This is a genomic window from Desulfofundulus thermosubterraneus DSM 16057 (genome assembly GCF_900142025.1).
Taxonomy (GTDB): domain Bacteria; phylum Bacillota; class Desulfotomaculia; order Desulfotomaculales; family Desulfovirgulaceae; genus Desulfofundulus; species Desulfofundulus thermosubterraneus.
Genome location: NZ_FQZM01000034.1, coordinates 12933 through 39160 on the forward strand (window position 1 = coordinate 12933; position 26228 = coordinate 39160).

A 26228-nucleotide genomic window follows, 5' to 3' on the forward strand; every position below is an offset into this window, starting at 1 on the left:
GAACAGCCACTTCAATTTCTACGGAATTTGGGACATTCTCGTTGTATATCTCAGATTATGAAGCGTACTCATAAAGGACTCCTATTCTGATGCTTGTATCTCTCTTAATAGGATTTGTTTTTCTTGAAGTAAAGCCTTTATTTCGCTTTGGTTTTTATCTATCAACTTCCGTTTTTCTTGTATTTCCTTTGACCAGTTAACAATATCCCTATTGTAGCTTTCAATATCTTCCCGATTCTCTGCGTTTTTAATTAGTTCTTTGGTGTTATTTATATTATCTTTGGTAGATGCGATAAAGTCTTCTGCCAGCTTTATATCCCACTTAAGGTCATTAATTTTCTCGTCTATTTCATTAATTTTTGCTAACACTTCTTTTTTGTTCCTCATTTGTTGCGCTTTGGGTGTGTCTTGCACAATTACCGAAACAACATACGTCCCCAACTCTTCCCATTGTCCAACTTTAATTGAAGGATGAAGTTTAAATTGATAAGTACCAGGTACGTCAATTTGAAAAGTCAATTTTGACTCTAAACTTTCTCCTTTTTCTATAAATAAATTTTCCATTTTAATACCTTGGAGTTTACCCCAAAAGTCTTCTTCATAACTCCAATTTGGTTCAGGAATTACTTTGCTTATCATCCCTGTATCCTCAAAGTTAATCATTGCAGCAACCATTGGTATATCTGAATTATTCGTTATCGTAAAATTCACAGGAAAAGGTTCTCCCGCTTTCACAGGGTTTGGATATGAGCCTTTAAAAGGCTTCTGCTCCTGTTCTTGGTCTTGCCAAAGTTTTTTACTGACTTCATCGTTAACACTTTTGGAGTTACCACTTACTATATGGTTAAGAAAATAACCAATACTCAAAACGACAAGTATAAAACCAAAGAATTTGGCTAGGCTAATTAACTTTTCTCTAGTATTTTGAAGTTTAAATTCATTATCCATATTATCCACACTCCTCACCTCATCGTCGCATTCAAATCAGCAAAGCACCCAAGTGACTGTTTCCTAAAGAGGCAGGGCTTCGCTGCCATCGAGCCTAACGTGGACGGTATCACCATCGGATACAGATGTGACGCTTGCCGGAAGCACCTTCGGAGCCTGAGACTTCGCCTCGATCCCCACGGCAAACCCCAAAACGATAAGGAAGGTGAGAATGATCGGCAGCGCGAATCGAGTTCCCCGCACGAAAAAACACTCCTTAAAAAAATTCTCCTTGGATTATTTTTCTTTCCCAGGGAACCGAAATCCTGCCGCAAACAGGGGAATTAGATTTATCCCCTAGTCACAGCCGTCCCAACCCCGAGATTGCGCTTCACCCGGTAATACTCCACAATCAGCTGGTCTACCTTCCGGCTGGCTGCCAGATGTTTTTCTTTGTCGCCGGGATCGATGGTCAGCAACTCTCTCCTGGCCTTCTCCAGCCGCAGGATCGTCCTACCGAGTTCCAACAAAAATTTCCCCCTTTCGCCATTTTGCACCAGATCCAATTGAACCACTTACAGGAAAATGCGTCAAGAAAAAACCCTGTCGAACGGTGTCGGATCGACAGGGTTTTCCTCATTAATAAAAATCGCATAAAACATGAAATTTTTCGGCTTTACAGCCAATTAATTATGGTAGAAGAAAAAAGCGAGGGATTATTGTGCAAAAACAACGATCCTTTGTACCTGAGAAAGTAGAAAAGTTTCTCACCGAGAACGGGTGGGAAAAGGTCTACGACAGACCCTCCGGTGGCCATCAGACGTGGCAGAAATATAATCACGGTCTCTGGGAGCTAGTTATCTTCATGAGTTTTTATTTCCGCTTTTACCATTAGTTGACGGAGCGGGACTACCGTCCGGCCCGGCGGGACCACTCCCGGGACGCGGACGCCCCACCGCGAAGCCCTGCACCCCGACGTTCCAGCCCGTGGCCCGCAGCCACGCGAGGTCTTCGGGCAGTTCCACCCCTTCAAGTATCGGGACGACGCCGTTTACGGACAGCATCTCAACCACCGAACACAGCGTCTTCCGTACAGCCGGGTCCCTGCTCACACCGTACAACAGCGCCCTGTCGATCTTGCAGTAGTCCGGCTTCTCACACAGGACCAGGTTGATGTTTGCCCCGCCGGAGCCGAAGTCGTCCAGCGCCAAAAAAAAGCCGCACCCGGACCAGCGCAGCACCGACACCCGGTAAACGTCCGCGTCGTACAGCGCGGACTCCGGTATCTCCACGCACACCGACGCGGGGGAAAGCCCGCGGCTTTCGAGCAGCCGCGCTGCCTGCAGCGGAAAGGCGGGGTCGGTGAACGCCTCCGGCGTCAGGTTGAAGAACAGTTTGCCCCCGAACGCTTCTCCAACAGCGCGTTCCAGTATCCGCAGCTCCCACACAGGGATCGCCCCGGCCAGCCTTGCCTGGCGGATGAACTCGTGGGGAGAGATGCCGGCGGGACTCCGCAGCAGTGCCTCGCACCCCAGCAGGCGGCCGGAGCGCAAGAGCACGATTGGCTGGTAGCAGAGAAAGAATTCTCCGGTCAACCTACAGCTCCCCCTTCAGAGCGGACATCGCCCGCTGGAGTTTTTCCCTGAGGTCCGCGTTCTCCTTCTCCAGCTCCGCCAATCTGGAATCCTTCTGTCCGCGGAGACCTTCCGCCGCCTGCCTCACGGCCCGGACCTTCCCATCCAGGGCCTCCAGCACCGCGTCGAAGTCGAGTTCGTCCAGGCGTCTCCTCAAGTCCAGGGCTTCCCGGGCGGAAGCTTCCAGGGCCGCCCTTAACTCTTCCACCTCCGCTCTGTCCGCGGCTGCGCTTTCTTCGACCGCGGCGGAAACGGCACGTACTACTTTTCTTCTGAAAACAACGGCACCCGAAACGGCCAGAACGGAGAAAACCGTTACCCCCGCCGCGATACGGAGCTCTTCCGGCAGCGGGGCCAGCCGCCATACCGCGGCACCAGCCGCGGCGCCGCCCAGCATGGAGGCCGCGAGAGCGTAACCGGCCCTGGTCAACGCCCCGGCGGCACTGGCAACCGCGAAATCACCCACGGCGCACACCCCCAAAAATTTTCTTCATCAGCCTGTCCACCATGTCCGGCAGCCCCCTCACCCCGCTCAGGCCGCGCCAGCCGCCCACCGTCTCCAGCTTCGCCAGCGCGTCTATATGAGGCACGTCGGCCTTCCTGATGTCGCCCCAGCGGTCGTTGAGCACCACGACGTTTTCCCCGCCGTCTTCCCGCCCGCCCGAGACCCGTACCGTGTACTGCGCCGAGCGCGGGAAGGAATCCGACAGCACCCCGGGGCTCCCGGCGGGGAGGTCGAGCACCACCAGGTCGAACATCTCCCTGGCGCAGCGCAGCATCCTCTCCACCGCGTCGCCGGGTATGTCGACCGGCACCGGGGGTACCTGGAGCACGCGGAAAGACCCGGCCCTTACCAGGCAGTCTTCCAGTTCTTCCCCAGCCAGGAACGTGTTCCAGTTCGGTACCTGGGGCAGGTCGAAGTAAAACGAGAGGTCGCCTCCCCCGTACCCCGCGTTCAGGTCAACCACCAGCACCGACAGCCCCGCCCGGCGGGCGGCGAGGGCCAGGAGCACGGCGACGAGCGTCCTGCCGCTCCCGCTCCCGCCGGTGACCGATACCACCGACTGCCTCCACACGGCTAATCTGCCCAGCTCTTCTTCCCACCCCGGTTCCATCTTCACTACTTTGACGCCGCGCCGGCCAAGCTCGCCGGCCTTCTCTTCGTCCCAGCTCGCCGGGGAGACCAGCACGACCGCTTCCTTCCCCGCAAGGTCGGCGGCCGCCTCCCAGTTCAGCGCGGAGACGGCTTTATAACCCCTCATGGACGTATCTGCCGGGCTGCCGATCACCACCAGTTCGCTCATAAAACCACCCCCATGAAAATGAACCCCCCGGCCAGGAACGGCCCGAAGGGGAATACTTCTTTAAACTGCACTTTCTTGACGGCGCGCCGCAGGAGGCCGAACAGGACCGCCCCCACCGAGGCGAGCAGCATCGCGTACGCCGCGCCCAGCGGTCCCAGGAACAGCCCCGCCGCGGCGGCCAGCTTCACGTCACCCCCGCCCATGCCATCCGGCCTGACCAGCGCCAAGGTCAGCAGAGGGAGACCGGCGACCGCGGCCCCGGCCATGGCGTCCGGCAGGGCGTGCCGGGCAACGGCTAAGGCCACCCCGGCGAGTGCTGTCCTGAAGCAGATCCCGTCCGGAATCGTGAGCGATTCCAGGTCGGTCAGGACGGCGGCCAGCAGGAAGGACTCCAGCACCAGGAACGCCAGCCAGGATACGCCCGGACCGTACTTCAGCCAGGCCAGCGCGGCCAGGACGGCGCCCGCGATCTCCACGGCTATGTAGCGCGGGCTGACCTTCGACCCGCAGTACCGGCACCGGCCCCGCAGGGCCAGGTAGCTCAAGACGGGCACCTGGTCGATAAGGCCCAGCCTGTGGGAGCACGCCGGACAGCGGGACTCCCGCCGGGCGGGTTCGCCCCGCAACAGGCGGTACGAGAGAGCACCGGCGTAGCTGCCGGCCAGTCCGCCGGAAAGAGCAGCGAAAACTAACTCCAAATCGTTCACCCCCCAAAAAAAAGAACCCCGGGGTAATCCCGGGGTGTCAACTAGAAGTTCACCGTCTCCCTGTCCTTCAGGCTCTTCTCGAACTCCAGCGGGAATCTGTCCTCCCCGCCCTGCGGCGGCAAAATCGACGTGTTGAACCCGTTCACCGGCACGTTGAAATGCACGTCGATTATCTTGCCGTCGGCCAGGTGCAGCAGGTAGTGGACGGTGGAGTCCGGCTGAGCCGCCTTCTCGTACCTCCAGACGTGACTCACCCGCCCGGAGGAACCAGTGATCAGCTCAGTGCGCACCGAAGGCACCACGCTGATCCAGCCCCTGCCCGCGTACCGGTGCACGTCGTGGTACGCGTCCACCTTCACCACGGACACGGGAATGCGGACCACGCTGCCGTCGGACATCTCGATCTCCTTGCGGACGTTTTTCCAGGAGACCGTGCAGGTCATCTTCGGCAGCGAGCCGTCCTTCAGCCGGTGCCACACGGTGAAGACGTAGGGCGGGTTCTTTTCGACGGTCACGGTGCCGTGGTAGGACTCGGACACCGGCACGGGAGGTTCCTCGTCACCACCACTGCCGCCACCACCACCGGAGCCACCGCCACCACCGGAACCACCACCGCCGCCACCGCCGGAACTTGGAGGCGTCGGTCCAGGAGGAGGTGTGTTGTTACGCGGCAGGATCCTTATGGTGGCGAAGCCGCCGCCTTTCAGGTCTGTTCCGTCCCAGATCGGGTTATAAACCCTAACATTGAGATCCACCTTGTTGGAGTATTTGGTCCAGGCATCCCACCGAACCAACCCTGTCTCCATGCGCTGCCAGTCCACCTGTACGTTCGGGTTGTTCCTGGCATCGCCGATGAGGAGGTATCCGTTTTTCTCCGTGACGCCCGCGTTCCGGAGGGCCTGTCTCGTGGCGGAATCCAGCTGGTTCACATTAACCGCCATCTTACCCACGTCTCGATTCCGCCAGCTTAGGTTGGCAAAAACGTCGCCCTTCACCCAGACGGACTTGCCGTTGCCCAGGTCGATCTTCAGGTTCTGCTGTCCGGTGTACTTGTACCCATTATAGGGGGAAGTTTGGCGAGATTTGTCGCCATTCACGACCGTCCCGGAACTGCCGCTCCGACTGCCACTGCCGCTGGACTTGCCGGAACTGCCGCCCACGGACACCCCGAACCGCGCCAGGTCCTTCGCTACCCGGTTGGCCAGAGCTGTGTTCCCGCTCCTCACGGCCTGGTCATACCTGCTCTTCTGGCTGTTGATATAAGCATCTCTCCCGCCAAATCGGGAAAGGGAACCGCTGCTGGAACCACTGGAGCTTTTGCTACTGGAACTCTTGCTGCTGGACGACCTGCTGCTGTAGTTTTTGCTGCTGGACGACTTACTGCTGGATGACCTGCTACTGGAACTTTTACTGCTGGAACTTTTGCTGCTGGACGACTTACTGCTGGATGACCTGCTGCTGGAACTCTTGCTGCTGGACGACCTGCTGCTGGACGACCTGCTACTGGACGACTTACCGCTGGATGACCTGCTGTACGACTTTGCCTCAGCCTGCACAACACGGAAGGCACGACCGGCCTCCAGTGCCGTGCCGGTGGCAAGCGTGCCGGAAGGCGGGGCGGGTGGGGAAAAAAGCAGGCACGACACGGCGAACAGGAAGGCCGCCGCGGACGCCGCCAGCCGCTTCACGTTTGGCCGCATTTGAGCGTTTCACCTCCTTCCCGCGCGGGTTGCGCCATCCAAAAAAAAAGCGGCGGATCTCTCCGCCGCCGGGACATTTTACTTCAACGGTCCACCGTCCTCTATGCGCCCTCCGTCGTTCACGAACCCGATCATCCGCAGCCACGGGCCGCGGCCGTCCACATACAGCGCCGCGATCTTCCACTTCCCGCCCTGCTTGACCAGTAATGCGCGGTAGCCGTAGGGCTCGGGCTGACCGTCTCCTTTCATCAGATTGCCATCCATGTAAAGTGTTTCGCAATTGCCTCCTACGTTGACCTCGGCTATGGGGCCGTGCCCGACGAAGTCCACCACGTCGGTCGCCCTGAAGTTCCCGGCCACGTACACCGCCGGCATATACGCGCTCCCCTCCGGCCACACCCGCAGGAGCATGCCGTCCACCAGACCGTACCCGACCGCCAGGCCGCCCCAGTCGTTATACGGTCCTACTTCGTCAAGGTCGGTAAGCTCTTTGATGGGACCGAACCCGTCCGGACGGATCCTGGGCCACAGGTTGTACTCGGTCACCAGGTCCTTCACCCTGGCCTGGTACTTCGCCAGGGCGTTCTCGAACGCCTCGTTCCGCTCCCAGCCCGCCTTCAGATCTACCGGCCAGGACTTGCACATCTCTGTCATCGCGGCCACGGTCTGTTCCATCATCCGCTTCGCTTTCTCGCCGTCGATGCCGTCAAACAACGGCAGGTGCTTCAAAAGCCTGACCAGCATGACCGCCGCTTCGGCCCGGTTGGCGGTCCCGCCGGGCCTGAAGGTGCCGTCCGGGTAGCCCTTCAGGATGCCCAGCCCCACGGCCTTCGCCACGTAGGGGGCCTGTTTGGAGTCGGAGTCGAAGTCCTTGAAGGAAACGTCGGCGGGTTCCACCTTGACCCCCGCCCGCTCGGCCGCCCGGACCATCCACACGGCTATCTCCTGCCGGGTGATCGGCTCGTTCGGGTTCAGTTTGCCGCCGTAGTCCGCCGGGTCGATGATACCCGCGGCCACGAGCCTCAACACGCTCGGCCCGAACCACTGGGACGGGCTCACGTCGGAGAAGGGGCTCTTCCCGTACCCGGCGTTCTCCATGTCCAGCGCCCGGCACACGATGGCCGCGTATTCTCCCCGGCTGATCCTCGCGTCAGGCTTCAGTTCGCCCAGGACTTTGGTTATCACCCCGCCGGTACCCCTCCAGTGGTACAGCATCTCGGGCTTTTCCGGCGGGTAGCCCCGGAACAGCTCGGAAGCGACCGCGAGCTTGAGGTCGTTCATCGCCCAGTGGAAGTCGCCGTCGGGTTCGGTGTAGCGCTCGAAATCCGCCACGCCGAAGAAGTCCGCCGCGCCCGCCGGTACGGCCCCGGCGAGCAGTACCACCATTAACACGCTCAGCAAGTAAACGATTTTTTTCCGCAAAGTATATCCGCTCCTTTCTTTTGATTTGGTATTTTTTCACACCGGACGCATGCCCGGCATGAAGATGACGAAGAGCGCCAGCAGAATGACGAACCAGAAAAACCTCAGAGGGCAACCACTCCCTTCTGGCTTTTGCCTTGGTTTGACCATCTTTGACCTTAGTTTACCATATTTTTGTTTAACTGGCAAGCGTTTATTCTAGAGTACCACCTCCTGAAAAACAAAGAGCCGGGAACAACCCGGCTCTACACGCAAGAGAAAAATAGCTACGGCTTTCCGGCCTATTCCGCCTGCCATTGCACCGCCAGTACCCTGTCCTCCGAGATCAGCACGCGCACGCGCGTGCCCTCCGGGAGGTCCGGCAGGTGAGCGAGCACCTCGCCGTCCCGCTGGATTACAGCGTCGGGCACCAGCCGCCCTTTTATCTCTTTACCTTTTGAGTCGCTTTTGTACACCAGCTCGGCCCCGTGCGCCTTTACCACGGTCCCGGAATCCGCGAGCATGGCGGCGCGCCGGGGAGGCAGCTCCGCCAGCCGCGCCGCCGTATAGACCACCGGGGGTTTGCCCCCGAGGTAGTACAAAAAAACCAGGAACCCCACAACGGCGGCAAAAAGGACCCCCGATACGATTAAAACGACTTTCTTCCGCAAATTACCGCCCCCTCAGCGCGCTCCAGCCGCCGGCCAGGCGGTTGAACAGGTTGAACACCATCCCAAAAGGACCGCGGAAAACAGGAGCGACATGATAATAAACGCCAGGCGGGGTGACGCGGATGTCACCGGGCGGAGCGATACGGCTATTGGGTTCCTCAAGAGCAACGTACAGCGCAGTCCCGCCCTGTACGGGGAGAACGCTCTTGACTCCCTTTATTCCCCTGATTTTCTCCGCCGCACGAAACAGGCTGTCCGGAGACGCCCCCCGGGGCGGTTCGAGTATAAAGCCCGTACTGGAAACCCATCTGTTCACCCGCGCTCCGGGCATTGTCTGCAGTACCGCTTCTAAAGCGCGGTTCCCCGGCGGCCTGGCCGGCATGAGGGTTTCTTTCACCGCGTCCATGCCGTTCTTGAGCCGGTCGCCGATGGAGGGCCTGAACACCTCGACGGAGCCCAGGAGAGAGACCACGGGCGGCGGCACGGTGGACGGCACCGACGTAACATTCTGATCCCTTACCGTCACGTTGACCCACTCCCCGCCGGATGCCGGCGCCGCCAGCGCCAGGACGAGAAACAATGTCAGGAGCACCTTTCGCACACTCATTCCCCCTTTGCTCAAAACTTCCCCAGTCTCTCCAGGTAGCGGTGGAGCTCGGCCGCGAGGGAACCGGCGGCGAAGCCCCCGAGCACTGCGGCCCCCTGCTCCGCGCTCCGGGAAAACAGCAACACGGAAACGACGAACTCCGCCCCGGCGGCAAACACCCCCGCCAGGAAACCGTCACGAAAGATCAGCCGGGCAACAGACAGGAGGGCGAAGTGCAGGGCGAGCAGTGCCCCGAGGAAAACAAGCATCCGCGTGAAAAACCCCTCCGGGTCGAACAGGAACATTTCCACGCTATCCCCGCCTTATCGAGCGGGGCACCGCCCGGCACTCCGTCTCGAAGGAGTCGCGCCTCGGCCCCAGCGGCGTCATGATGTCCACGCTGCATTTCGCCCGCACCTTCACCAGGCGGGGGTTCACGGTGACGTTTTTGATCCCGGCCCTGCGTTGAAGCACGGGCGGCAGGTTGCCGGCAAACGCCTCTTCCGCGGCCCGCTCCACGGCGCGGCGGTCCATGTTTTTCCCCCCGTGCTGGGCAACATTTACGTCAACCTGGTACGCCCCGGCCTTCGCCGCCGCCAGCGTGGCCTTTAAAAGCGCCCCGCGCGCCAGTAAAAGCTGGGAGACGTAGAGGCTGTACCCGAGGAGCATATATATGAACAGCAGCATGACCGCCCCCATGAACAGCACTCCCACGCCGCGCCGGTCCGCGATTACGCCCTTAAACCTTTCTTTTAACATCCGGCGCACCGCCCTTCCCTACGGCGTCTCCTCGATGCGCATGGCCGACCTGCCGGTCAACTGCCACACCTTCGCGGTTCCCACCACACCGTACAGCTTCACGGGCAGGTTGTAGGTCACGGTGACCACCAGCTTCGTGTCCGGTGGGGAACCCGTCGTGGAGGCCTCCACCTTCAGGGTGTTCGGGTCTCCCCACCCGGGAAGAGCTCCTTTCGCGAAGTTCCTCGCTGCCGCGACTGCGCTGTTGATGGGGTTGTCAGACGCGACCCCCACCCGGGCCGCCTCGAAGGCCGCTTCCTGAACGGCCAGCTTCGCGTTCCAAGCCTGGACCATCACGACCATGAACGCACCCACAAGTGACAGGACGAACATGACCCATGCCGCCGAGTAAAGGTTGGAAAGCCCGCGCTCGTCGCGCATTGAACACCACCTCAATAATGGGGAGGGGAATACCCCTCCCCTTTCCGATTAGAACAGTCCGCTGATTGAAGTACCGGCTTTGGTCAGCAGGTTCCCCACCATAGTCTTGGCCTGCGGGCTGGCCATGATCACCACGGCAGCCGTTATGGCGACCAAACCGATCGCCGCGACCAGCTCCGAAACGCCGCGCCGGTCCATAAGGCGGGCAGCGGCCTTCCGGTAAAGTTCGAGCATCACGTATCCCCCTTTCGCTGATGGATTTCAGTCTCAATAATTGGGAGGGGAATACCCCTCCCCTCCCGATTAGAACAGTCCGCTGATTGAAGAGCTGGCTTTGGTCAGCAGGTCTCCCACCATTTTCTTGGCCTGCGGGCTGGCCATGATCACCACGGCAGCCGTTATGGCGACCAAACCGATCGCCGCAACCAGCTCCGAAACGCCGCGCCGGTCCGCAAGGCGGGCGGCGGCCTTCCGGTAAAGCTCGAGCATCGCGTATTCCCCCCTTTCGCTGATGGATTTCAACACCTGCATCCCCCCCCTTCGTTTGGGATTGGAGTCCCCATAAAAAAAGGCCGGTTTTCCGGCCCCGGTCAAAACATTTCTTTTGTTTTCAAGAACGACATGACGAAGGGAAGACTCAATATCACCGCCGCCGGGATGAAGTAGCAGATCATCACGGGCAGGAAAAGCTTGTTCGGCAGTTTCCCCGCCCGTTCCCTGGCCTCTATTTTCTTTTCCTCCCAGATGTCGTGGGCTGCCTTTTCGAGGATTTCCGCGAGCCCCGCCGCGGTCTTCCGCCCCGCTTCCACGGATCTTGAAATCGCCCTGAACGATGGGTGCAGGCTTTTCTCGGCGGCGTACGACAGCGCGAGTTCCAGCTGTTCTCCGGCGTCGCGATGTGCCAGCGCCTCGTCCAGGAGATCCCGCACCACTCCCTTCCGCGTGCTGACGACGTGGCGGATGGCGCCTTCGAGCGTAATCCCCGTCCCGACGGCGGATGCCAGCGTCTCCAGCACGGAGGGCAGCTCCGCCTCGGACATCACCGCCTTCCGGCGGCCTTCAACAGCTTGCCGGTAGCGCGACCTCAGCAGGATGGCGGCAAAGACCCCCGGCAGGAAACCCTTCAACCCCGCGCCCAGGGCCGCCCCGACCAGCCCGGCGGCGAACGACAGCCCCAGGACCACGAACCAGAGCGAGACGTACTCCAGCGCGTCACGCGCTTCCAGGCCGAAGAATCTCACCCCGCCCACGGCCCGCAGTTCCTTCTCGATCTGGGCGAGGCGGGCCGAACCGAGGACGCGCACCGCCGTTTTCCGCTCAACCAGCCTGCGCATTACATCTCCACCTCCCGCTCAATGATACTCCATATCCAGAACGACCCCGCGACCATGACGAGTACCGCCAGCCCGACCACGGTCCTCCCGGCGGGCGAGGCCAGCACGTCCGCCATCTGCCCGGAAGAGACCTGCATGGCCACGGAAAGACCCAGTATGCCGGCTATCCCCGCCGCCGTCGCCTTCGCGCCGGAAGCCGACGCCCGGATCTCCCGGGCGAAACGTAACCGCTCCCGCACCTTCTCGGCGGTCTTGAGGCAGACGTCCGCCATGTCCGCACCGGCCCGGCGGGCAAACATGATGTTGTCCGCCCAGGCCCGCACCAGCGGTGAACCGGAACGCTCGGCAAAGTCGAACAGGGCTTCCTCCACCGAACTCCCCTTGATGGCGTTCAGCACGCGGTCGATTTCGGCGGCCAGCCGCCCGTCCGGGATTCGCGTGCGGGCGTCCTTGAGCGCGTCTTCGAACCGGGGTACCACGCGCATGGTAGCGGCCATGTCGTAAAGCATGTCCAGAAAAGCCGGGCTTTCAATCTGCCGCCTGCGGGCCTCCCGGAAGCGGTCAATTATAAAGTTTGCCGCATAGACGCTCAAAAGCGCCGCCGCGATGCCGGGGATCAGCCAGCCGGATACCGCCCCCAGTACCACGGCGGCCACCGCAACCGCCGTTTTGAAGAGCAGGAAGTCCTGCGGTTTCATCTCCAGCCCGGCCAGGCGCTGCCTTTCTTTCTCCAGCAGCCCTTCCAGCCCGGACAGGTAGAAGACGTCCTCGTTGTGCTCCCGCGGCCTCAAGAGGTCGCGTTCGACCTTTTTAAGGACGATCAACCGCCGTTCTTCCACGCCGACCAGCAGGGCCAGCACCGCGAAAAAACCCGCCGCCGCGAAGATTAACGCAGCTCCCGCGATCAAATTCTAAACACCTCCCGGAGATCGTACATACCGTCCGGGAGGAGGTCGCTCCCGACTTCCACCACTTCGTCGATCCTGCGACCCACCACGCCCCCGCGCTCGTTCTCCTCCAGCCTCACGAACACCACCACGTCCACCACCCTGGCGATCAGCCGCCTGATGACGTCGATGGGCAGGTTCTTTTCCTTCTTCTGTATGAGGGTCTCCAGCCGGAGGAGCGCGTCCAGAGCCGATTTGGCGTGTATCGAGGTGAACGAACCTTCGTGCCCGGTGTTGAGCGTCTGGATGAGCTCGCACGCCGCTTCGTCCGTCCGCACCTCGGTCAGGACGATGCGCTGCGGGGAGAACCGCAGGCAGTCCTTGAGTATGTCCCCCCAGGTGATGGGCGGCACGCCCGGCACCTCCCGCGTCTTGAAGTACGCCACGAACGGCAGCTCGTCGAGGTCTATCTCCCAGGTATCCTCCAGCACCGCCACCGTGTGCAGGGGCTGCACTTCCTTCAACAGCGCGTTCATGAGGGTGGTCTTGCCGGAGTTGGTGCTGCCGGCTATCACGAAGTTTTTACGCTCCCTGACGGCTTTCTTGAAGTAGGGGATCAGCCCGTCCAGGCCGCGCAGCCCGGCTACAAGCTCTTCCAGCCGGGCCGACCTGCGGACGTGCCTGCGGATGGCGGCGTAATATTTCTTGCCCTTCGGCGGCACGGACAGGAGCACCCGCGACCCGTCGGGCAGCTCCGCGTCCAGGCTGGGGTTGGCGATGGACAGCTCTTTCCCGGCCCGGGCGGCTATCCGGTCGAACACCCGCCGGACTTCTTCCTCGGACACAAATCCTTCCGGGTCCACTTCTTTAATGCCACCGGGACGTTCGATCATGACCTTCGTACCGAAGACGATTATGTTCGTGACGTCGGAACCGGGCTGCAGGTATTTTTCCAGCGGCCCCAGGGAGAACAGGCGGTTGTAGGCGTCCTCCGCGAACTCCCACACCGCGCCGAGCAGGTCGGGCCTCCTTGCCGCCAGCACGTCCCGGCAGACGGGTTCCAGCAGCTGCCGGACGTCCTGCTGCCGGGCGCTCCCCATCCGGGCCAGCACCTTGACCTGCACTTCCTTCAAGAGGGCCTCGTGCTCGGCCGGCGCAAGCCTCCCCGCATCCCCGGAGCGGAACCGCTCCTGTTCCGCCAGCGCCCGGGCCAGCTCGTCCCGCGTGACGTATCCCAGGGAGAGGAGGACTTCGCCCAGCTTCTGCCCGGTCCTTCTCTGTTCTTCCAGCGCCCGGGCCAGCTGCGCGTCGTCCAGGACGCCGTTCCGCTTCAAGATCTCACCGAGCGGCGGCCTCCTCCCGCTGAACCTTTCAAGCAAGCCCACGCGCGAACCACCTCTTTCTCAACACCGAAAAAACGGAATTCCCCGGCGTCCTCAGTTCTTTCAGGCCCAGCACCGGCATGAGCTTCCTCGCCAGGCGGCCGTCCGCCACGGCGGGCGCTTTGAGCTCCGGGAGAACGGCCGCGAGGGGGAGCCTGGACCCCAGCGTTTCCCTGAAGAGCCACATCAGCTTCCGCGGCACGCGGTTCAGCACCAGCGCCGACCGGCCGGGGAAGATGACCTCCCGCACCAGGGCGTAGTCCGCCCAGATGTAGGTGCGCCTGATCCCTTCCTCGCCCCTGTCCCCGGGCACGACCACCAGCACCAGGTCGGCCCGCCGGGCGGCGTCCACGGAAGAAGGGGACAGTTTCCCGGCGGTGTCCGCGACGACCAGGTCGTACTCCCCGCAGGCACCTGCCAGGAGGTTCAGCAGCGGCTGCCCGGCCACCATCTCGTCTTCCTCCGGGAAGCCGCCGGGGAGCACGTCGAAGCCCAGCCCTGACGGTGAGGCCAGGGAGGAGAGCGCGGCCGGCGACCGCGCCGCGGCCACTACGCCGCCGCCCTTCTCCATGTCGAAGAGCGCCCGGAAAGAGCCGGGAGAGAAGTCCAGCTCGACCGCCAGGGATCTTTTCCCGGCCAGGGCCGCGGCCCGGCAGAGCGCCAGCGCCGTCATGGTCTTGCCCGCCTTCCCCACGGGGCTCATTACCACCGCCAGCACCCTACATACCTCCCCTGATCAGGAGCCTGAAGTGGCCGTCCTTCACCCACGGGGCGGCCCGCACCACCGACTGCTCGTCGCCGTAGAGCAGTGCCTCGGCCTTTGCTTCCCCGACGTCCGATTTGTTCTGTACCACGCTGGCCACACGGAAAACGCCGGCAACTTCGCCCGGGCTGCCCGCGCCCGGGCAGGTGACGACGGCCACCAGGTCGTTTGGTTTGAGCGACCCGGCTTCCGCCGGACCCAGCGGGACAAAGAAACCGGCCGCTCCGGATGGTATCTGGGACACCTTCCGGTCCGTCAGGCACGCCCCGGTGATCAGGTCGCCGGGAAGGCGGGCGACGCTCACGCGCTTGCCCTTGAGTTCGTCGAGAGAGGTGACCGCCCCGTCGGGCACCAGCCGCCGGGGCAGTTCCACGAGGCCGGCGTTTTTGGCCGTAACTTCCGCTCCCGGCGGGATGATTTCCTTCGCGGCGGCCACCTTGACCGTCCCGGCGCTCATCTTGAGCACCGCGAACGCCCCGCAGAAGACGAGCAGCGCCGCCACCGCGGCGAGCTTGAACGCCCCGGAAAAACCTTTCTTCTTCTCCACCTTTTCCACTCAGCCGACCCTCCTCGATAAAAGTCCGGCGAAAAGCCCCCGTTTCGGCTTTTCGGTAAACACGTAGTCATCCCCGCAGAGGTATTTCAGCACCCGGAGCACCCCGGCGTCGAATCCCTGGGATCTCATACCCGGAACGACGGCCGCGCACGGGAACGGCAGGACGTCGTCCCCGAGGGCGACCTTATCCGCCGCATTGAAGACCAGGGCGAACTTCCCCGGCGGGAAGCCCTTATCCAGGGCTGCCAGCCGCCCCAGGCTCACCCCGTCCGCCCGGGAGACCACCAGCACCCGGTCGAACTCCTCCGCCAGGGAGGGGGAGAAGGGCCGCTCGGCCAGCACCAGGCCGGTTCCCCTCAACGCAGCGGGAGAGGTGCCCGCGGGCAGGACCTTCACGCCGCCCGGCACGGTTATCCGGTCGTCCGTGCAGACGCTGACCGGTACGCCGGGTACCGCCCTGGCGAAAGCGGCGGCCAGGGCGGCCATCAGGAAGGTCTTCCCGCAGCCCCCGCGCAGGCCCGTCACCGCGGTCACGGGCAGGAGCAACGGGCGCACGGGGTTTCTTTTCAGTTCTTCCTGCAGGGCTTCGTTTTCAACCCCGCGGGCCGCGCCCAGTTCCACCGGTTCACGTCCCCGGAAGGCCACCGCGTTTTTAACGACCGGGTCCACGTCCTCCGGCGCGAGCGGGGTCACGCCGGCAGCTTCAAGCCGCGCCCACTGCTCCAGGGAAGCACTCCCGGTAACCAGGAAGAACCGTTTATCCCTGTACAGGGACGCCGAGCGGCGGGCAAATTCTTCCCCGGCTTCCCCGGGAAAGGTGACCAGGACCAGGGCGGGACCGTCCACTTCCTTGATCAGGCGAGAGCACTCACCCGGCGTGGAGGCAGCGGCAAAGGGCACCACGGCGATGCCCTCGACCGGCAGCCCGCAAAGCAGCACCCTCATGCGCGCATCACCCCGCCAGGCGGGCGAGGATTTCCCCCGCCGCGCGGGAAATGTCGTCGGAAACAAGCGCCTGCGGCGTCCCGACTGCCTTTCTGCTTTCCGGGTCGTAAGGCACCACCGCGTCCGCCCGCCGGCCCAGTTCTTTCTCCATTACGCGCTGCAGGTATTCCGCACCCCGGTCCCTGACGCGGTTGAGCACGAGCACGTCGCCCGCCCCCGCTTTCTTCAGCGCGATTATGTGCTCCCTCTCTTCGGAGACCACCGTCACGACGGGAGACACGTCCAGCTTCCACCCGGCGGGGGCGTCCACCACCACCCGGTCGTATTCCGCCGCCAGCTTTTCAGCCATTTTGACCGCCCGGCCGGCGTCGTTCCCGTCCCAGGTACCCGGTTTCGGGACGCAGACGGTTCCCCAGGGCGTGTCCGCCCGCAGGAAATCTCCCGCGTCTTCAAATTCCGGGTCGCCGAATTTCAGGTGCGCCTGCGGCGGCCGGCAGAGGTCTAAAAGCGCCGCGCGCTCACCAACGCTGGACGCCAGCATGGCGACCAGTGAGCTGGCCAGCGTGGTCTGGCCGGCACCGGCTACGGGCGAGACGAACCAGACGATCTTCGCACCGCGTCCCGCAGGCATTCCCGCCCGGGCAGGTTCCCTCGCGTCTGGCGGGTCAACAGGAAGCTTTACTTCCGGCGGCTTTCCCGTCGTACTCCCCTTAGCGTCCTCCCATATGACGGGATCGGAAGGGCCGTCCCAGACCACCGGGTCGGCCCGCAAACCCCTCTCCCACGCCGTCCTGGTGAAGCTGACCACGTCCGACAGCCTCACTGGCCTGCCGCCCTGCCGGAAGAGCAGGCATTCCTCCGGCACGCCCAGGGCGAGCAGTTCGGAGCATAATCTTTCGCCTTCCTGGTCGCGGTCGCCCAGGACGGCCACCACTACGGGCGGCTCGGGCGATTCCAGCAGTGCTTTCCCGACCGCCCCCGCCACGTCGTCCGTACCGCCCCCGTTCCAGCGCCGCACCACGACCATGAGGTCCGCCGTACCATTCGCCTCCTCACCGCCGAGCGCCTTCAAGAACGCGCAGGCCAGGGCGTCGTTGCCGAACACGGCTCTGACTTTCAATGACATCCTCTCCTTTCTCCGTTTTCAGTCCACCCGCAAGTCCACCCGCAAGCCGGTCCACGGCATCCAGAAAATCGGCCTTCTCCCCGGGACGGGGCGGGCTGGCCCCGGTGAACAGCGACTCCACAAACGAGTCCTCCGGCAGTACCGCCCCCAGCGGGAACCCGGTCGCAGCGGCCACCTCCGCCGGTTTCCTGGGCGCCAGGAGGTAGCTCCGGTTCACCACGAAGGTGAGCTTTTCTTCCAGCGAGGGGACCAGCCGCCCCTCGCTCATGGCGAACCGCTTCACCGCTCCCACCGCTTTAGCTTCCGGCGTGCACAGCAGCCAGATGTGGTCGGCGGCGGCCAGGTATTCCCTGATGTGCTCGTACACTTCCAGCGTGCCGGGGCAGGAGTCGACGATCATGAAGTCGTACCGGTCCCGCAGCGCCATAACCATCCGCGCGGAGTCCCTGCCGTAATCCGACGGATTGACCGGACCCGGCACCAGGTCGAAAGTCCAGCCCCGGGGCCGTACGGCCTCGAAGGCGTACCTGCCCGCGGGGAGGCCCGCGAAGTGTTCGGTCAGCGTGTGACCCGTAGGGTCGGCGTCCACCAGGCACACCCGGCAACCCCGCCCGGCTAGAAGGGCGGCTGTGGTCATGGATACGGCCGTCTTGCCTACCCCCGAGGCGGACGAGTAGACCACCAGGAGACGGCCCGCCCTTTTCTCCGGGGAAATGGTCGGAGACCGGGCAAGCCAGTAGGAGAGCGGTGCCTTCCGCGGGGAATTGCCCACCGCACCCGGCAGCCCTTCCCCGGACATCTTTTCCGGGGACGCGGCTCCCGGCTCCCCGCCGGTTTTCGCCCCGGGATGATCGTCACCCGGAGTTTTCCTTTCCGCCGAGGCGGGTTTTGTCCGGCGGAACAGCCTTCTCCAGAACGGTACCTTTTTTTCCGGCCTCTTTACGGCGATCCCAGGCACCTCTCCCTCCGGCCCCACGCTCGCTTCGGCCAGCGTGGCCGGGTTCAGCACCCGGTGAACCACCGCCTCCGGACTGACCGGATCCCAGACCAGATCATATACCCCAAGGGCCACTGCCTTCCGGGCCAGGTCCACCGCTTTTTTATCGTCCCGGCGACCGGACAGCAGTATAACGCGCAGGCCGGCCATGCGGAGTTCTTTCACCAAATCCACCGTATCAGCCTGCCCGGGCAGGTGGGTCGAGAGGATTACCACGTCCGCTCCGCGGTCTTTCGCAAGAGAAAGCAGGCCCTCGCGGTAGTAGCACTCGCCGACCACCTCTATGTCCCGGCTGGAAAGTTCGCCGGAAATGCTCCCGTCGAGCTCTTCCAGACCCGTTGCAACTAGAACGCGCAAACAAAAATCACCTCCTGAAAAAAGAAAAACCGGGCGTATGCCCGGCAACTACTGCGAACTATTGCGGCTGTACTACCAGCAGCGGGTTGATCCAGTGGGCGTCGGGGTCGTCCCGGTAAGGACACATCAACCCGCCTTCAGTAACACCGAAGTGAAGGTGTGGACCATAAGAATTCCCCGTATTCCCCACCGCGCCTATCCTGTCCCCGGGCCGCACCGCTTGTTTTTCCGAAACGTCTATCTCGCTCAGGTGGGCGTACAGGTACATGTGCACGCCGTCGTAAACGCATACAGTGTTGCCGTACCCGCCCCACCATCCTGCAAAGACCACCGCGCCGCCGGAAACCGACACCACCGCTGTGTCTTCCGGTGCGGCGATGTCGATGCCCTGGTGCAGGTGTCCCGGCCTGGGTTCGTGGAACCAGCCCGTGATCTTCCGGTACCCCGGTACCGGCCACACCGCTCCGGCCTGCATGCCTTCAGCGTACCCCAGTATGTCCGGGATGTAGTGTTCCTTCCCGTTAATGGCCCTGTCAACGTCGTCGCCGAAACCCCCGTATTTCGCCAGGGCCTTCAGCACCTGCGGGTCAGATTTCCACCCGTCGTTTTTCCAGTCAATGCTTTTGGGGTCACCTATATAATCGGCTAATACTAGTGCTCCGGCCAGTATTTGCGCCCTGGGGTCCCACTGGTAGAGTTCCGGCGGCGAGAACCCCAGCCGGAGCCACCTGTCCTTCCAGTAGTCCGGGTGCTGCTGGGAAATCCCGAAACAGCCGGTACCGGTGTTGACTGCCGTGGGATCCCAGGATGATTCCCTCTGAAAGACGGCCGCCAGGAACCACCAGGGTATCCCGAACCTTTCCTCCGCTTCCTTCAAAAACGGCATGTACTCCGGCGGAACCATCGCCCCGGAAGCAATTGTTTCCGCCCCGTAATTGGAAATGAGCCACTGAAGCCATTCCTTCTGCTGCGTGAATCCTTCTCCGGCCTCCATCACCCAGTAGCGCGTTTGTTCTATCTGTTTCTCTTTGTCCAAAATTCCATCAAGTTTGTACAGGTTCTTCAGGTACTGCTTAATCCACTGGTACCTGTCCGGCCAGAGCTGGATTGTGTCCTTAAACTGCCAGGTCCGGGTCGTCACCGTGCACTCGCCGGACCGGTGCGTCTCCGTAACTTCCTCGTAGTGGTACTGGTACCACCCGTATATCGTGTGGGCCTCCACCAGCAGGTAGACATCGCGTGTCTCCGAATGGGAACCCTTCGGGCAGGAAACGGAGTAGCTCTCCGTCCGCTTGATGTAGTAAAAGTGCGGGTGCAGGTCCTTTGCCACCTTCTCCCGCAGCCAGTCCGGTATCTCCTGCTTGTTGAAAATGTACTGCCAGTACAGACACACTGCGTGGACCGTGCCCCACCTTAACCGCAGGTCGAAGTCATGCCGGTACTTGTCCTTCAGAGCGTGCATGTTCTCGAAACCAGTTTGCGGGTAATACCGGAATCTCCTGAAGGACTCCTCCGGTACCAGGTAGGTGTCCGCGGCGTTCCACGCCGGCCCCTCCCCCCAGACCGTACTCGTCAGCCGCTCGTATTTCGCCTTAATAACTTTGTCCTGCGGGGAGGAAACCACCCCGGTCATGTAGGACTGCGGGGACATGGTGCTGTATATGCCGGCCACCAGAACGGCAACGCCCAGAAAGACGGCAACGCCGACCAGTACCCACGGGAGAAACGGCAGGAGCAGCACCGCCAGTTTCTTTAACAGAAAGGAACCGATCCTCCTGCCGGCTGCTTTTCCCGCTGCCAGCGCGCGGTCGGCGTACTCCCTCGCTTTGTCTTCCGCTTTACGCAATCCCCCCACCTCTCATAAAAAAAAGCGGCAGGCGACGCCGTCACGAATTGATGGAGCGTGACTGCAGTCCCTGCCGCTTTGTCCCCCAGTTTGCCGCCCAGTGACCGGCACCGACCGTGGATAAAGTAACCGCGCCCGTGATTTTGATTGCCGCCTTCCACGTGCTGTCGGCTCCGGTATACTGCTGCAGCGCTTCCCCGAGAGAGGCGTTGTTGTCTAAACTCCGGCGGATCTCGCGGACACCCTTTATGGCATTGAACGTCGTCATGGCCATACGGGTCCCTGCTCCAGTTGTCGCCGACACCAGGCCGCCTACAAGCTGTCCCATCCCGGGCGCCCCGAGGCCGCCAAATGCGCCGCCCAGCTTCCCGGCTATGTCCGCAACTTTCCCTCCAACCGATTGAGAATGGTGAACATCAGACGCCAGGGACGGCGAACCAGCACCTGCCGGGGCAGCTCCCGTACCGGAAACAGAATCGCCCGGACCGGTTTCCCTGGAGGCAGTCCCCGCCGGAACGTACAGCCCGCTCGGACGCTGTTCCCAATTGTTGAGCTTTGTAGAAAATGCAGATTCCGGCGAGCTCAAAACACCGCTGGATGGTGGAACAATCGGCCCGCCGAGATCTCCACCCGGTACACCACCTGAATTTAAATTGCCTCCGGGTGATGAAACGATCGGTCCGCCGAAACCTCCACCAGGGATTCCAGCTGGTGTCATACCGCCGGGTAGTACACCGCCGGAACTTCCACCCGGCACTGTACCACCGGTTACCTTCCCGGCCCTGCCGCCCAGGGAAGCGATACCGAGGCCGATCAGCCCCGCGACGGCGCCCATGCCGGTCATGGCCCCCAGAACCTTACCGGCCCACTTCTCCTCGGGTACTCCCAGAAACTTTAGGAAACCCTGCAGCAGGTTGCGGACGACTTCCGCGATCGGGATCAGCGCCACAAGCGCCACAATCGGCACCCAGAACCTGGTGTTGGATTCCTGGGCGAATATCGTGAAATACAAACTGAGTACAACCGCGTGGGCGGCCTGCATGAACACGTTCGACGTCAGCTCGCCGAGCCAGACGCCGATGGCCTGCGGGTTCCTGCCCGTCGCCCACGCGAAAGCAAAGAACGGGGTCAGTACGAGGATGGCCGCCAGCACGAACTTCCGTATGATGTACAGGAAATTGAGGTACAGCATTACCCCCACGAAGGCCAGCCGCACGAGAGCGCCCCCGAGACAGCCGGAGTAACCGGTTGAGATCGACATCGGGTCGGGCAGGTGGCCGATCTTATCCGCGGACGCGGCGTAGAAGAAGTCCACGATCCCATCGTTTACCCCGGCAAGTATCTGAAACAAAAGCGGGGCCGACAGCGTTATGAAAAGGGCCATCATGATATACAGCAGGTCGGATTTGGCGTCCGCCTGCCTCGACGGGTTGGCCGCCGCGGTGACCATCACCCTGTATCCCGACGCCACAAAAGAGAGAAACATCAAAACCCCGGTAAAACCGGCGGCCAGCGCGTACCACCACATCAGCCTCTCCCAGTCTTCTTTGTCGAAGGGTCCTGCGCCGGCGATCACTTTTTCCCCGGAACCGTTGTGGTTGTAGATCAACTCGTTGACCGGTGTGAGGCCAAAGAGTTTTTCAATAAAAAAAGACAACCCTTCTATGGGAAGGGCCAGCACCGTTTCGAACGGCCCCGGGGTGTATTCACCCAGCGACGGACCGTTCTGTTGTTCCGCTTCGGGTCCGGTCTTGCCAGGAGAATACGGCCCTACTGTAACATCGTTCGTAAACGCCCCTATGCCGTAGTGCAGGCGGTAGGTGTACGTGGTGTTTCTGTCGGCGGTCCGGTCGGTGTAGCTCCCGTCCGTCTGGGGCACTTCCGCGAGATCGCTGTAACCTATCCCCTTATCACCAACGGTCCGCTGTATTGTAAGCTTTTTGCCCGTCTCGCCACCGGACCACTTGAGCGTTACGCTCCCGTCCTCGTTCCGGACGGCGGTGAAACTGCCGACGGCAAAGGCTGGAATCGTGAAAACAAATATAAAAAATAGCGCGAGCAGGAGAGCGAGGTTACGCCTCATCCCTGACCACCCCGCCCCCTTCAAGCTGCCAGCGACCCCCTTTCGCCGGTTCCGGTGGAGCGGGGACGTGAACCCCTGTCCTCCAGCCGCTGCCTTTTTCCCGCGCACGCCCGGCTCACTCCCTTCCCTGCAGCCACGCACAGAGACGCTCCGCGGCACCGAACACCGCGCCCAGGAACCACATGAATATACCCGCAAAGAAAAACATTAAGTCCCCAAACCAGGCGCCACCATCATCAAAATAATCTTGAGGAGAAATGCAGCAATAACTGTACTCTTCCTCTTCATCTTCCAGTATAGCGGCCAGCAGTTCCGGGTTTTCCATCACCTGCCGGTTGAAATCGGCTATTCCGAACACCGAAAACCACTCCTTTCTACGCCATTTCGTCCGGTTTTTTCTCCAGCATACTCCACTCCCAGGGCGTTACGTACACCCTCACCTTCGCCATCTCGTCCATTATGTCGAGCACGCCGAACCCGCGTTTCCTGATGGAGCTGATGTAGTCGCGCACGCCGTCGGAGTAACCGAGCGTGCCGCATAAAAGTTTCGCCTCTTCGGGCTTGCTCCGCATCAGGAACGCTGCCGAACACTGGGCTATGATGTTCTGACCGTCTTCGGACGCGAAATCCCGGAAGGATTGAGTCGCGATGACCAGCGACGTCCTGTACTTCCGGCCGCGCTTGGCCGCTGCCAGCAGGAACTGTACGGCGTTCGGATGCCTCATGAACACCCACGCTTCGTCCACCAGCAGAACTTTTTCCACGTCTTTCTGGGCCTTCACGAAGTGTTCCCAGAGCCAGAGGAAAATCGCCTGCGTCGCGTAAAACCGCATCAGATCGTCTTTCTCTGTAGGCTTCAGGTTGAAGCAGACCGCCGGGACGTCCCTCACCGAGACTTTAGTTTCGCCGTCCAGGAAACCCAGCGTACCGCCCCGCGTGAAAGGTTTGAGGAGAAAGGCCACCCTCCCGTCCCTGGCCTCAATGCGCCGCACCACGTCGGAGATCGTCGGCATGCGTTTCTTGATGCGGCCCACCGCGAAAGTACCGTTGGCAAGCTTTTTCCCGCCCGGTTCGTAAAGGCTTTCCGGATCCCTGGTGATCCCGCGCGCCGCGTATTCCTCCCGCAGGGCCTCCTCGATGTGAGTCTCGCCGTCCACCCCGAGTTTTTCGCCGCGGTGTTCCAGGACGCCGGAGAAGAGCGCTGCCACCTCCCGTACCTTGCCGGGAACGTCGACGTAAAATTCCTTCTTCCGGTCGTCCCACTCCGGTTCCAGGTCCAGGATGTTGAACACCGGCTCCGCCGCCGGATCCAGCCGGACGTGAAGGCCGCCCATCTTTTCGGTCATCACGCGGAATTCGCCTTCCACGTCCAGGAACGCCACCCGCCTGCCGCAGGCGATGTTGCGCCCCACCAGCACGCTTAGAGTTACCGATTTCCCGGCCCCGGTCTGGCCGAAGACGAACATGTGCGGCGCGAACATCTCCTTCGCGAAAAGGTCCAGGAAGACCGGAGACCCGGTTTCCAGGTTGAAGCCGACAAAAACGCCGGAGGCGTGGCCGGTGTCGCACGAAGTGAGCGGAGCGAGACACGCCGCCCCGCCCGACAGCAAATTCTGGTACTGCCACCTCGCTGCGTGCGGCGGCAGAATCCCCAGAGGGAGCAGGTGGTGGATGCCCCTGTCCTGCCAGTATTCCAGCGCCTGCACCCTGATACCCGCCCCGGCCATCAGGTTCTCAAACGCCTGGCAGCGCGCCTCCAGTTCGTCGGGAGACGGCGACGACACCGCAAACAGCAGGCAGCAGTAGTACATGCGGTCGTAGCCGAACTGGATCGCCTGGCGCACGTTTTCCGCTTCGGCCATCTTGCGCTCTAGTTCGGGCCTGTTCGTTATGTGTCCCCCGCGCACCACTTCCAGTTCGTACTGGGAGGCCGCCTCGGTGTACTTCCTGGTCAGCTTGTTCACTGCGTCCCGGTTGGAAACAGGGACGACGTGCAGCGAAACCTCCACATCACCGAAAGCGTACGCCCTGTCAAGCACCCACGGTACCAGCGCGGCCGGCAGCACTGCGGTGGAGTACACCCTCCTGTAGACGCCGTTCACCCGCAGGTCGCGCACGGAAACGGCCAGCCCGTCGGGCGCGTACAGCAGCTGCAGCGGATTCCCGCCATCAGAAAGACGGCTGGACTTCTTTTTTCTGCGGAACAGCAAATGAATCAGCTCCCTTCCAGTCAATTATCGCACCAACTGAAGATACCGACTCCGCGGGACGGAATAAACGCCCCGGGTTGAAGATGTCGTGCAGCAGGTTCAGCACCTGCTCCGGAGGCAGCATCTCCGTCCGTATACCGCCGGCCTGCATCGCGGCCCTGAACAGGAGCACCCGCTTGTGCAGTTCCTGTTCGGGCGATTCTCCGGGTGTATCCACGCCTACGACGGCATACGACCGCCGGACCTTCACCGTTTTCTCACCGGAAAGGAACGTGTAAAAGTCCATCATCGCCAGCGCGTACTCCGCCGGGCCGCCGCGCAGGTCGGAAGCCGCCCCGGCAAGGTCCGCCGCGGCCTTCTTCAGGTCTACCATTTCGGATACGGTAAAAAACTGTACCGGAAAGTCCAGGGACAGGATACACGACCGCAAAGTGTTTGCAGCCGACCGCTTTTCTTCGTCGGACAGGAGGTGGAAGTTCACCCCTCGCACCTGGCTGATCGCGCGGTACCTTTTCCCCGCAAGCACAAGCATCCCGTACCTGAAGTCCGTGCCGTCGTCGCCGAGCCCGGAAACTTCCCGTATGTCTTCCACCGGGCAGAGAGATCCAAACAGGTCCTGTTTTCGTTTCGCCACCGCGATCACCTCAAAAAAAAAGCCCGCGGTTCTACCGCAGGGGCCAGGTTTTCGTCAAAAAAGTAAACCGCAAAATTGAGAAAATGTACTGGTCGAGAGGCCCGCCGCCGAACCGGCGGCAGTCCGGGTCGGACAGGATGCCCAGCGCGGCTCCCGGAGCGCCGAAAACAGCAAGCATGACGATGATTGTCAGGGCGTCGAGCCGGTTCGTGTACAGCCAGCAGATGGTACTCAGTACACCGGCCGCCGCCGGACCGGCCAGCAGGTAGATGAACTGCCGCAGGGTAAAGCGGCCGCCGACGATCTTGTCTTCCTTGTCGAATTGTACCGGCGTCGGGTAGTACACGGCAGTCACCTCATGCTTTGGCCAGGTGTCCGATGACGGCCTTTGTCAACAGCCAGGCAAAAAACACCAGCGCGGCCCCGCCTATGCCGTACAGCATTATCGCTTTGGCCCGGGCGTTTTCCTGCGGGTTGTCGCCCGTGGTCATGATCTTGAACCCGGCGTAAACAAGCACTGCAAACAGTACTGCACCCACAAACCCGGCAAACAGGTTCACAAGACCGATCAACTTGTCTGCGAGCTGTCCCGCAGCCTGGTTGGCGTCAGCGTTCATCTGAACTTTAACACCCAATCCCAACAAAACCCCGGAAAATCAAGGCTTCCGGGACATAACGAGTTGGCGTGCCACAACACTTTCCCTTATTGTGGTAGATTTGCTAATTAATGATTATTACATGATTTGGAACTCCTATTCCCAGTGCTTTAAAAGCTTGAAAAGCATTTCCTGGTAATTCAGTTCGGCACAAGTATCTTATGCCTTCCAGGGTTAACTCGACAGCTTTTAGATTTTTTAAATCTCTCATGAGATACAAGTATTCAACCTGGCTGCCGGCCAGCTTTAGATACCGGTAAAAAGCCGATTCCAACACCAGCGCCAGAAAACAAACCATGACATGTGCCCTTACCCTGCGGTCTTTCCAGTGGTAGATTGGCCT

The 26228-nt window shown here is 61.5% G+C and carries 31 protein-coding genes and 1 pseudogene; 1 reads left to right on the top strand and 31 read right to left on the bottom strand.

All coding sequences use genetic code 11. The features are described 5' to 3' along the window. Positions 1–81 precede the first annotated feature (81 nt). The 7 genes from BUA65_RS12525 to BUA65_RS12560 all read right to left on the bottom strand — a co-directional run bounded on the left by BUA65_RS12525 (position 82) and on the right by BUA65_RS12560 (position 5738). A complete protein-coding gene (locus BUA65_RS12525; protein ID WP_072870129.1) occupies positions 82–948 on the bottom strand; it encodes a coiled-coil domain-containing protein in 867 nt (288 codons plus the stop codon). A gap of 329 nt (positions 949–1277) precedes the next feature. Continuing rightward, on the bottom strand, positions 1278–1457 hold the full coding sequence (locus BUA65_RS12535; protein ID WP_072870178.1) for an aspartyl-phosphate phosphatase Spo0E family protein: 180 nt from the start codon (positions 1455–1457) through the stop codon (positions 1278–1280). A 333-nt stretch (positions 1458–1790) separates the two neighbouring features. Next, on the bottom strand, positions 1791–2522 hold the full coding sequence (locus BUA65_RS12540) for an EAL domain-containing protein (protein ID WP_072870132.1): 732 nt from the start codon (positions 2520–2522) through the stop codon (positions 1791–1793). 1 nt (position 2523) lies between these two features. Then, positions 2524–3027, bottom strand: a complete 504-nt coding sequence (locus BUA65_RS12545; RefSeq protein ID WP_072870134.1) for a hypothetical protein — start codon at positions 3025–3027, stop codon at positions 2524–2526. After that, the gene (locus tag BUA65_RS12550; protein WP_072870136.1) at positions 3020–3865 is read right to left on the bottom strand and encodes a hypothetical protein; all 846 of its coding nucleotides are present in this window, start codon (positions 3863–3865) and stop codon (positions 3020–3022) included. The genes BUA65_RS12545 and BUA65_RS12550 overlap by 8 nt, the downstream gene beginning before the upstream one ends. Continuing rightward, positions 3862–4563, bottom strand: a complete 702-nt coding sequence (locus tag BUA65_RS12555; protein ID WP_131821498.1) for a prepilin peptidase — start codon at positions 4561–4563, stop codon at positions 3862–3864. The genes BUA65_RS12550 and BUA65_RS12555 overlap by 4 nt, the downstream gene beginning before the upstream one ends. Before the next feature lie 50 nt (positions 4564–4613). Next, the gene (locus tag BUA65_RS12560) at positions 4614–5738 is read right to left on the bottom strand and encodes a hypothetical protein (RefSeq protein WP_131821499.1); all 1125 of its coding nucleotides are present in this window, start codon (positions 5736–5738) and stop codon (positions 4614–4616) included. Between the two features lie 196 nt (positions 5739–5934). On the opposite strand from BUA65_RS12560, the gene BUA65_RS18615 reads away from it, so the two are divergent. Next, entirely contained in the window at positions 5935–6276 is a 342-nt protein-coding gene (locus BUA65_RS18615; RefSeq protein ID WP_072870140.1) for a hypothetical protein, read from the top strand. Between the two features lie 74 nt (positions 6277–6350). On the opposite strand, the gene BUA65_RS12570 is transcribed toward BUA65_RS18615, so the two are convergent. The 24 genes and pseudogenes from BUA65_RS12570 to BUA65_RS18625 all read right to left on the bottom strand — a co-directional run. Continuing rightward, on the bottom strand, positions 6351–7694 hold the full coding sequence (locus BUA65_RS12570) for an S-layer homology domain-containing protein (RefSeq protein ID WP_072870142.1): 1344 nt from the start codon (positions 7692–7694) through the stop codon (positions 6351–6353). A 281-nt stretch (positions 7695–7975) separates the two neighbouring features. Next, entirely contained in the window at positions 7976–8344 is a 369-nt protein-coding gene (locus BUA65_RS12575) for a hypothetical protein (protein ID WP_072870144.1), read from the bottom strand. A 1-nt stretch (position 8345) separates the two neighbouring features. After that, a complete protein-coding gene (locus BUA65_RS12580) occupies positions 8346–8945 on the bottom strand; it encodes a hypothetical protein (protein WP_072870145.1) in 600 nt (199 codons plus the stop codon). A gap of 17 nt (positions 8946–8962) precedes the next feature. Then, on the bottom strand, positions 8963–9241 hold the full coding sequence (locus BUA65_RS12585) for a hypothetical protein (protein ID WP_072870147.1): 279 nt from the start codon (positions 9239–9241) through the stop codon (positions 8963–8965). 1 nt (position 9242) lies between these two features. Beyond that, complete coding sequence (locus tag BUA65_RS12590) at positions 9243–9689, bottom strand: hypothetical protein (RefSeq protein WP_072870149.1); 447 nt, start codon at positions 9687–9689, stop codon at positions 9243–9245. A gap of 18 nt (positions 9690–9707) precedes the next feature. Continuing rightward, positions 9708–10109: a hypothetical protein gene (locus BUA65_RS12595; RefSeq protein ID WP_072870150.1), complete on the bottom strand. Its 402-nt coding sequence runs from the start codon at positions 10107–10109 to the stop codon at positions 9708–9710. Between the two features lie 48 nt (positions 10110–10157). After that, positions 10158–10346, bottom strand: coding sequence for a hypothetical protein (locus BUA65_RS12600; RefSeq protein ID WP_165613251.1), 189 nt, complete (start codon positions 10344–10346; stop codon positions 10158–10160). A gap of 66 nt (positions 10347–10412) precedes the next feature. Further along, complete coding sequence (locus tag BUA65_RS12605) at positions 10413–10634, bottom strand: hypothetical protein (protein ID WP_131821500.1); 222 nt, start codon at positions 10632–10634, stop codon at positions 10413–10415. Between the two features lie 65 nt (positions 10635–10699). Continuing rightward, positions 10700–11443: a type II secretion system F family protein gene (locus BUA65_RS12610; RefSeq protein ID WP_072870156.1), complete on the bottom strand. Its 744-nt coding sequence runs from the start codon at positions 11441–11443 to the stop codon at positions 10700–10702. After that, positions 11443–12351 (bottom strand): type II secretion system F family protein, encoded by a 909-nt coding sequence (locus BUA65_RS12615; protein WP_072870158.1) that lies wholly within the window; start codon positions 12349–12351, stop codon positions 11443–11445. The genes BUA65_RS12610 and BUA65_RS12615 overlap by 1 nt, the downstream gene beginning before the upstream one ends. Beyond that, positions 12348–13715, bottom strand: a complete 1368-nt coding sequence (locus BUA65_RS12620) for a TadA family conjugal transfer-associated ATPase (RefSeq protein WP_084062393.1) — start codon at positions 13713–13715, stop codon at positions 12348–12350. The genes BUA65_RS12615 and BUA65_RS12620 overlap by 4 nt, the downstream gene beginning before the upstream one ends. Further along, the gene (locus BUA65_RS12625; RefSeq protein WP_072870159.1) at positions 13702–14430 is read right to left on the bottom strand and encodes a MinD/ParA family ATP-binding protein; all 729 of its coding nucleotides are present in this window, start codon (positions 14428–14430) and stop codon (positions 13702–13704) included. The genes BUA65_RS12620 and BUA65_RS12625 overlap by 14 nt, the downstream gene beginning before the upstream one ends. A 1-nt stretch (position 14431) precedes the next feature. Beyond that, on the bottom strand, positions 14432–14932 hold the full coding sequence (locus BUA65_RS12630) for an SAF domain-containing protein (RefSeq protein WP_242656327.1): 501 nt from the start codon (positions 14930–14932) through the stop codon (positions 14432–14434). A 99-nt stretch (positions 14933–15031) separates the two neighbouring features. Next, positions 15032–15976, bottom strand: a complete 945-nt coding sequence (locus BUA65_RS12635) for a hypothetical protein (RefSeq protein ID WP_072870163.1) — start codon at positions 15974–15976, stop codon at positions 15032–15034. Positions 15977–15983: 7 nt separating this feature from the next. Further along, complete coding sequence (locus BUA65_RS12640; protein ID WP_072870165.1) at positions 15984–17096, bottom strand: CpaE/TadZ family protein; 1113 nt, start codon at positions 17094–17096, stop codon at positions 15984–15986. Continuing rightward, on the bottom strand, positions 17029–18456 hold the full coding sequence (locus BUA65_RS18620; RefSeq protein ID WP_072870167.1) for a CpaE/TadZ family protein: 1428 nt from the start codon (positions 18454–18456) through the stop codon (positions 17029–17031). Before BUA65_RS18620 ends, BUA65_RS12640 begins: the two co-directional genes overlap by 68 nt. 58 nt (positions 18457–18514) lie before the next feature. Further along, the gene (locus BUA65_RS12650) at positions 18515–20302 is read right to left on the bottom strand and encodes a M23 family metallopeptidase (protein ID WP_114281497.1); all 1788 of its coding nucleotides are present in this window, start codon (positions 20300–20302) and stop codon (positions 18515–18517) included. Positions 20303–20342: 40 nt separating this feature from the next. Beyond that, entirely contained in the window at positions 20343–22493 is a 2151-nt protein-coding gene (locus BUA65_RS12655; RefSeq protein ID WP_072870168.1) for a hypothetical protein, read from the bottom strand. A gap of 7 nt (positions 22494–22500) precedes the next feature. Next, positions 22501–22743 carry a hypothetical protein gene (locus BUA65_RS12660; RefSeq protein WP_072870170.1) on the bottom strand — a complete coding sequence of 81 codons (243 nt, stop codon included), beginning with the start codon at positions 22741–22743 and terminating at the stop codon, positions 22501–22503. 16 nt (positions 22744–22759) lie between these two features. Beyond that, complete coding sequence (locus tag BUA65_RS12665) at positions 22760–24595, bottom strand: VirB4 family type IV secretion system protein (protein WP_072870172.1); 1836 nt, start codon at positions 24593–24595, stop codon at positions 22760–22762. After that, a complete protein-coding gene (locus BUA65_RS12670) occupies positions 24555–25229 on the bottom strand; it encodes a hypothetical protein (protein ID WP_072870173.1) in 675 nt (224 codons plus the stop codon). Before BUA65_RS12670 ends, BUA65_RS12665 begins: the two co-directional genes overlap by 41 nt. Positions 25230–25260: 31 nt before the next feature. Continuing rightward, positions 25261–25575 carry a PrgI family protein gene (locus BUA65_RS12675; RefSeq protein WP_072870175.1) on the bottom strand — a complete coding sequence of 105 codons (315 nt, stop codon included), beginning with the start codon at positions 25573–25575 and terminating at the stop codon, positions 25261–25263. 10 nt (positions 25576–25585) lie between these two features. After that, positions 25586–25864 (bottom strand): pilin, encoded by a 279-nt coding sequence (locus BUA65_RS12680; RefSeq protein ID WP_131821502.1) that lies wholly within the window; start codon positions 25862–25864, stop codon positions 25586–25588. Positions 25865–25949: 85 nt separating this feature from the next. Beyond that, positions 25950–26228: pseudogene (locus tag BUA65_RS18625) on the bottom strand (IS1634 family transposase); the annotation flags it as partial.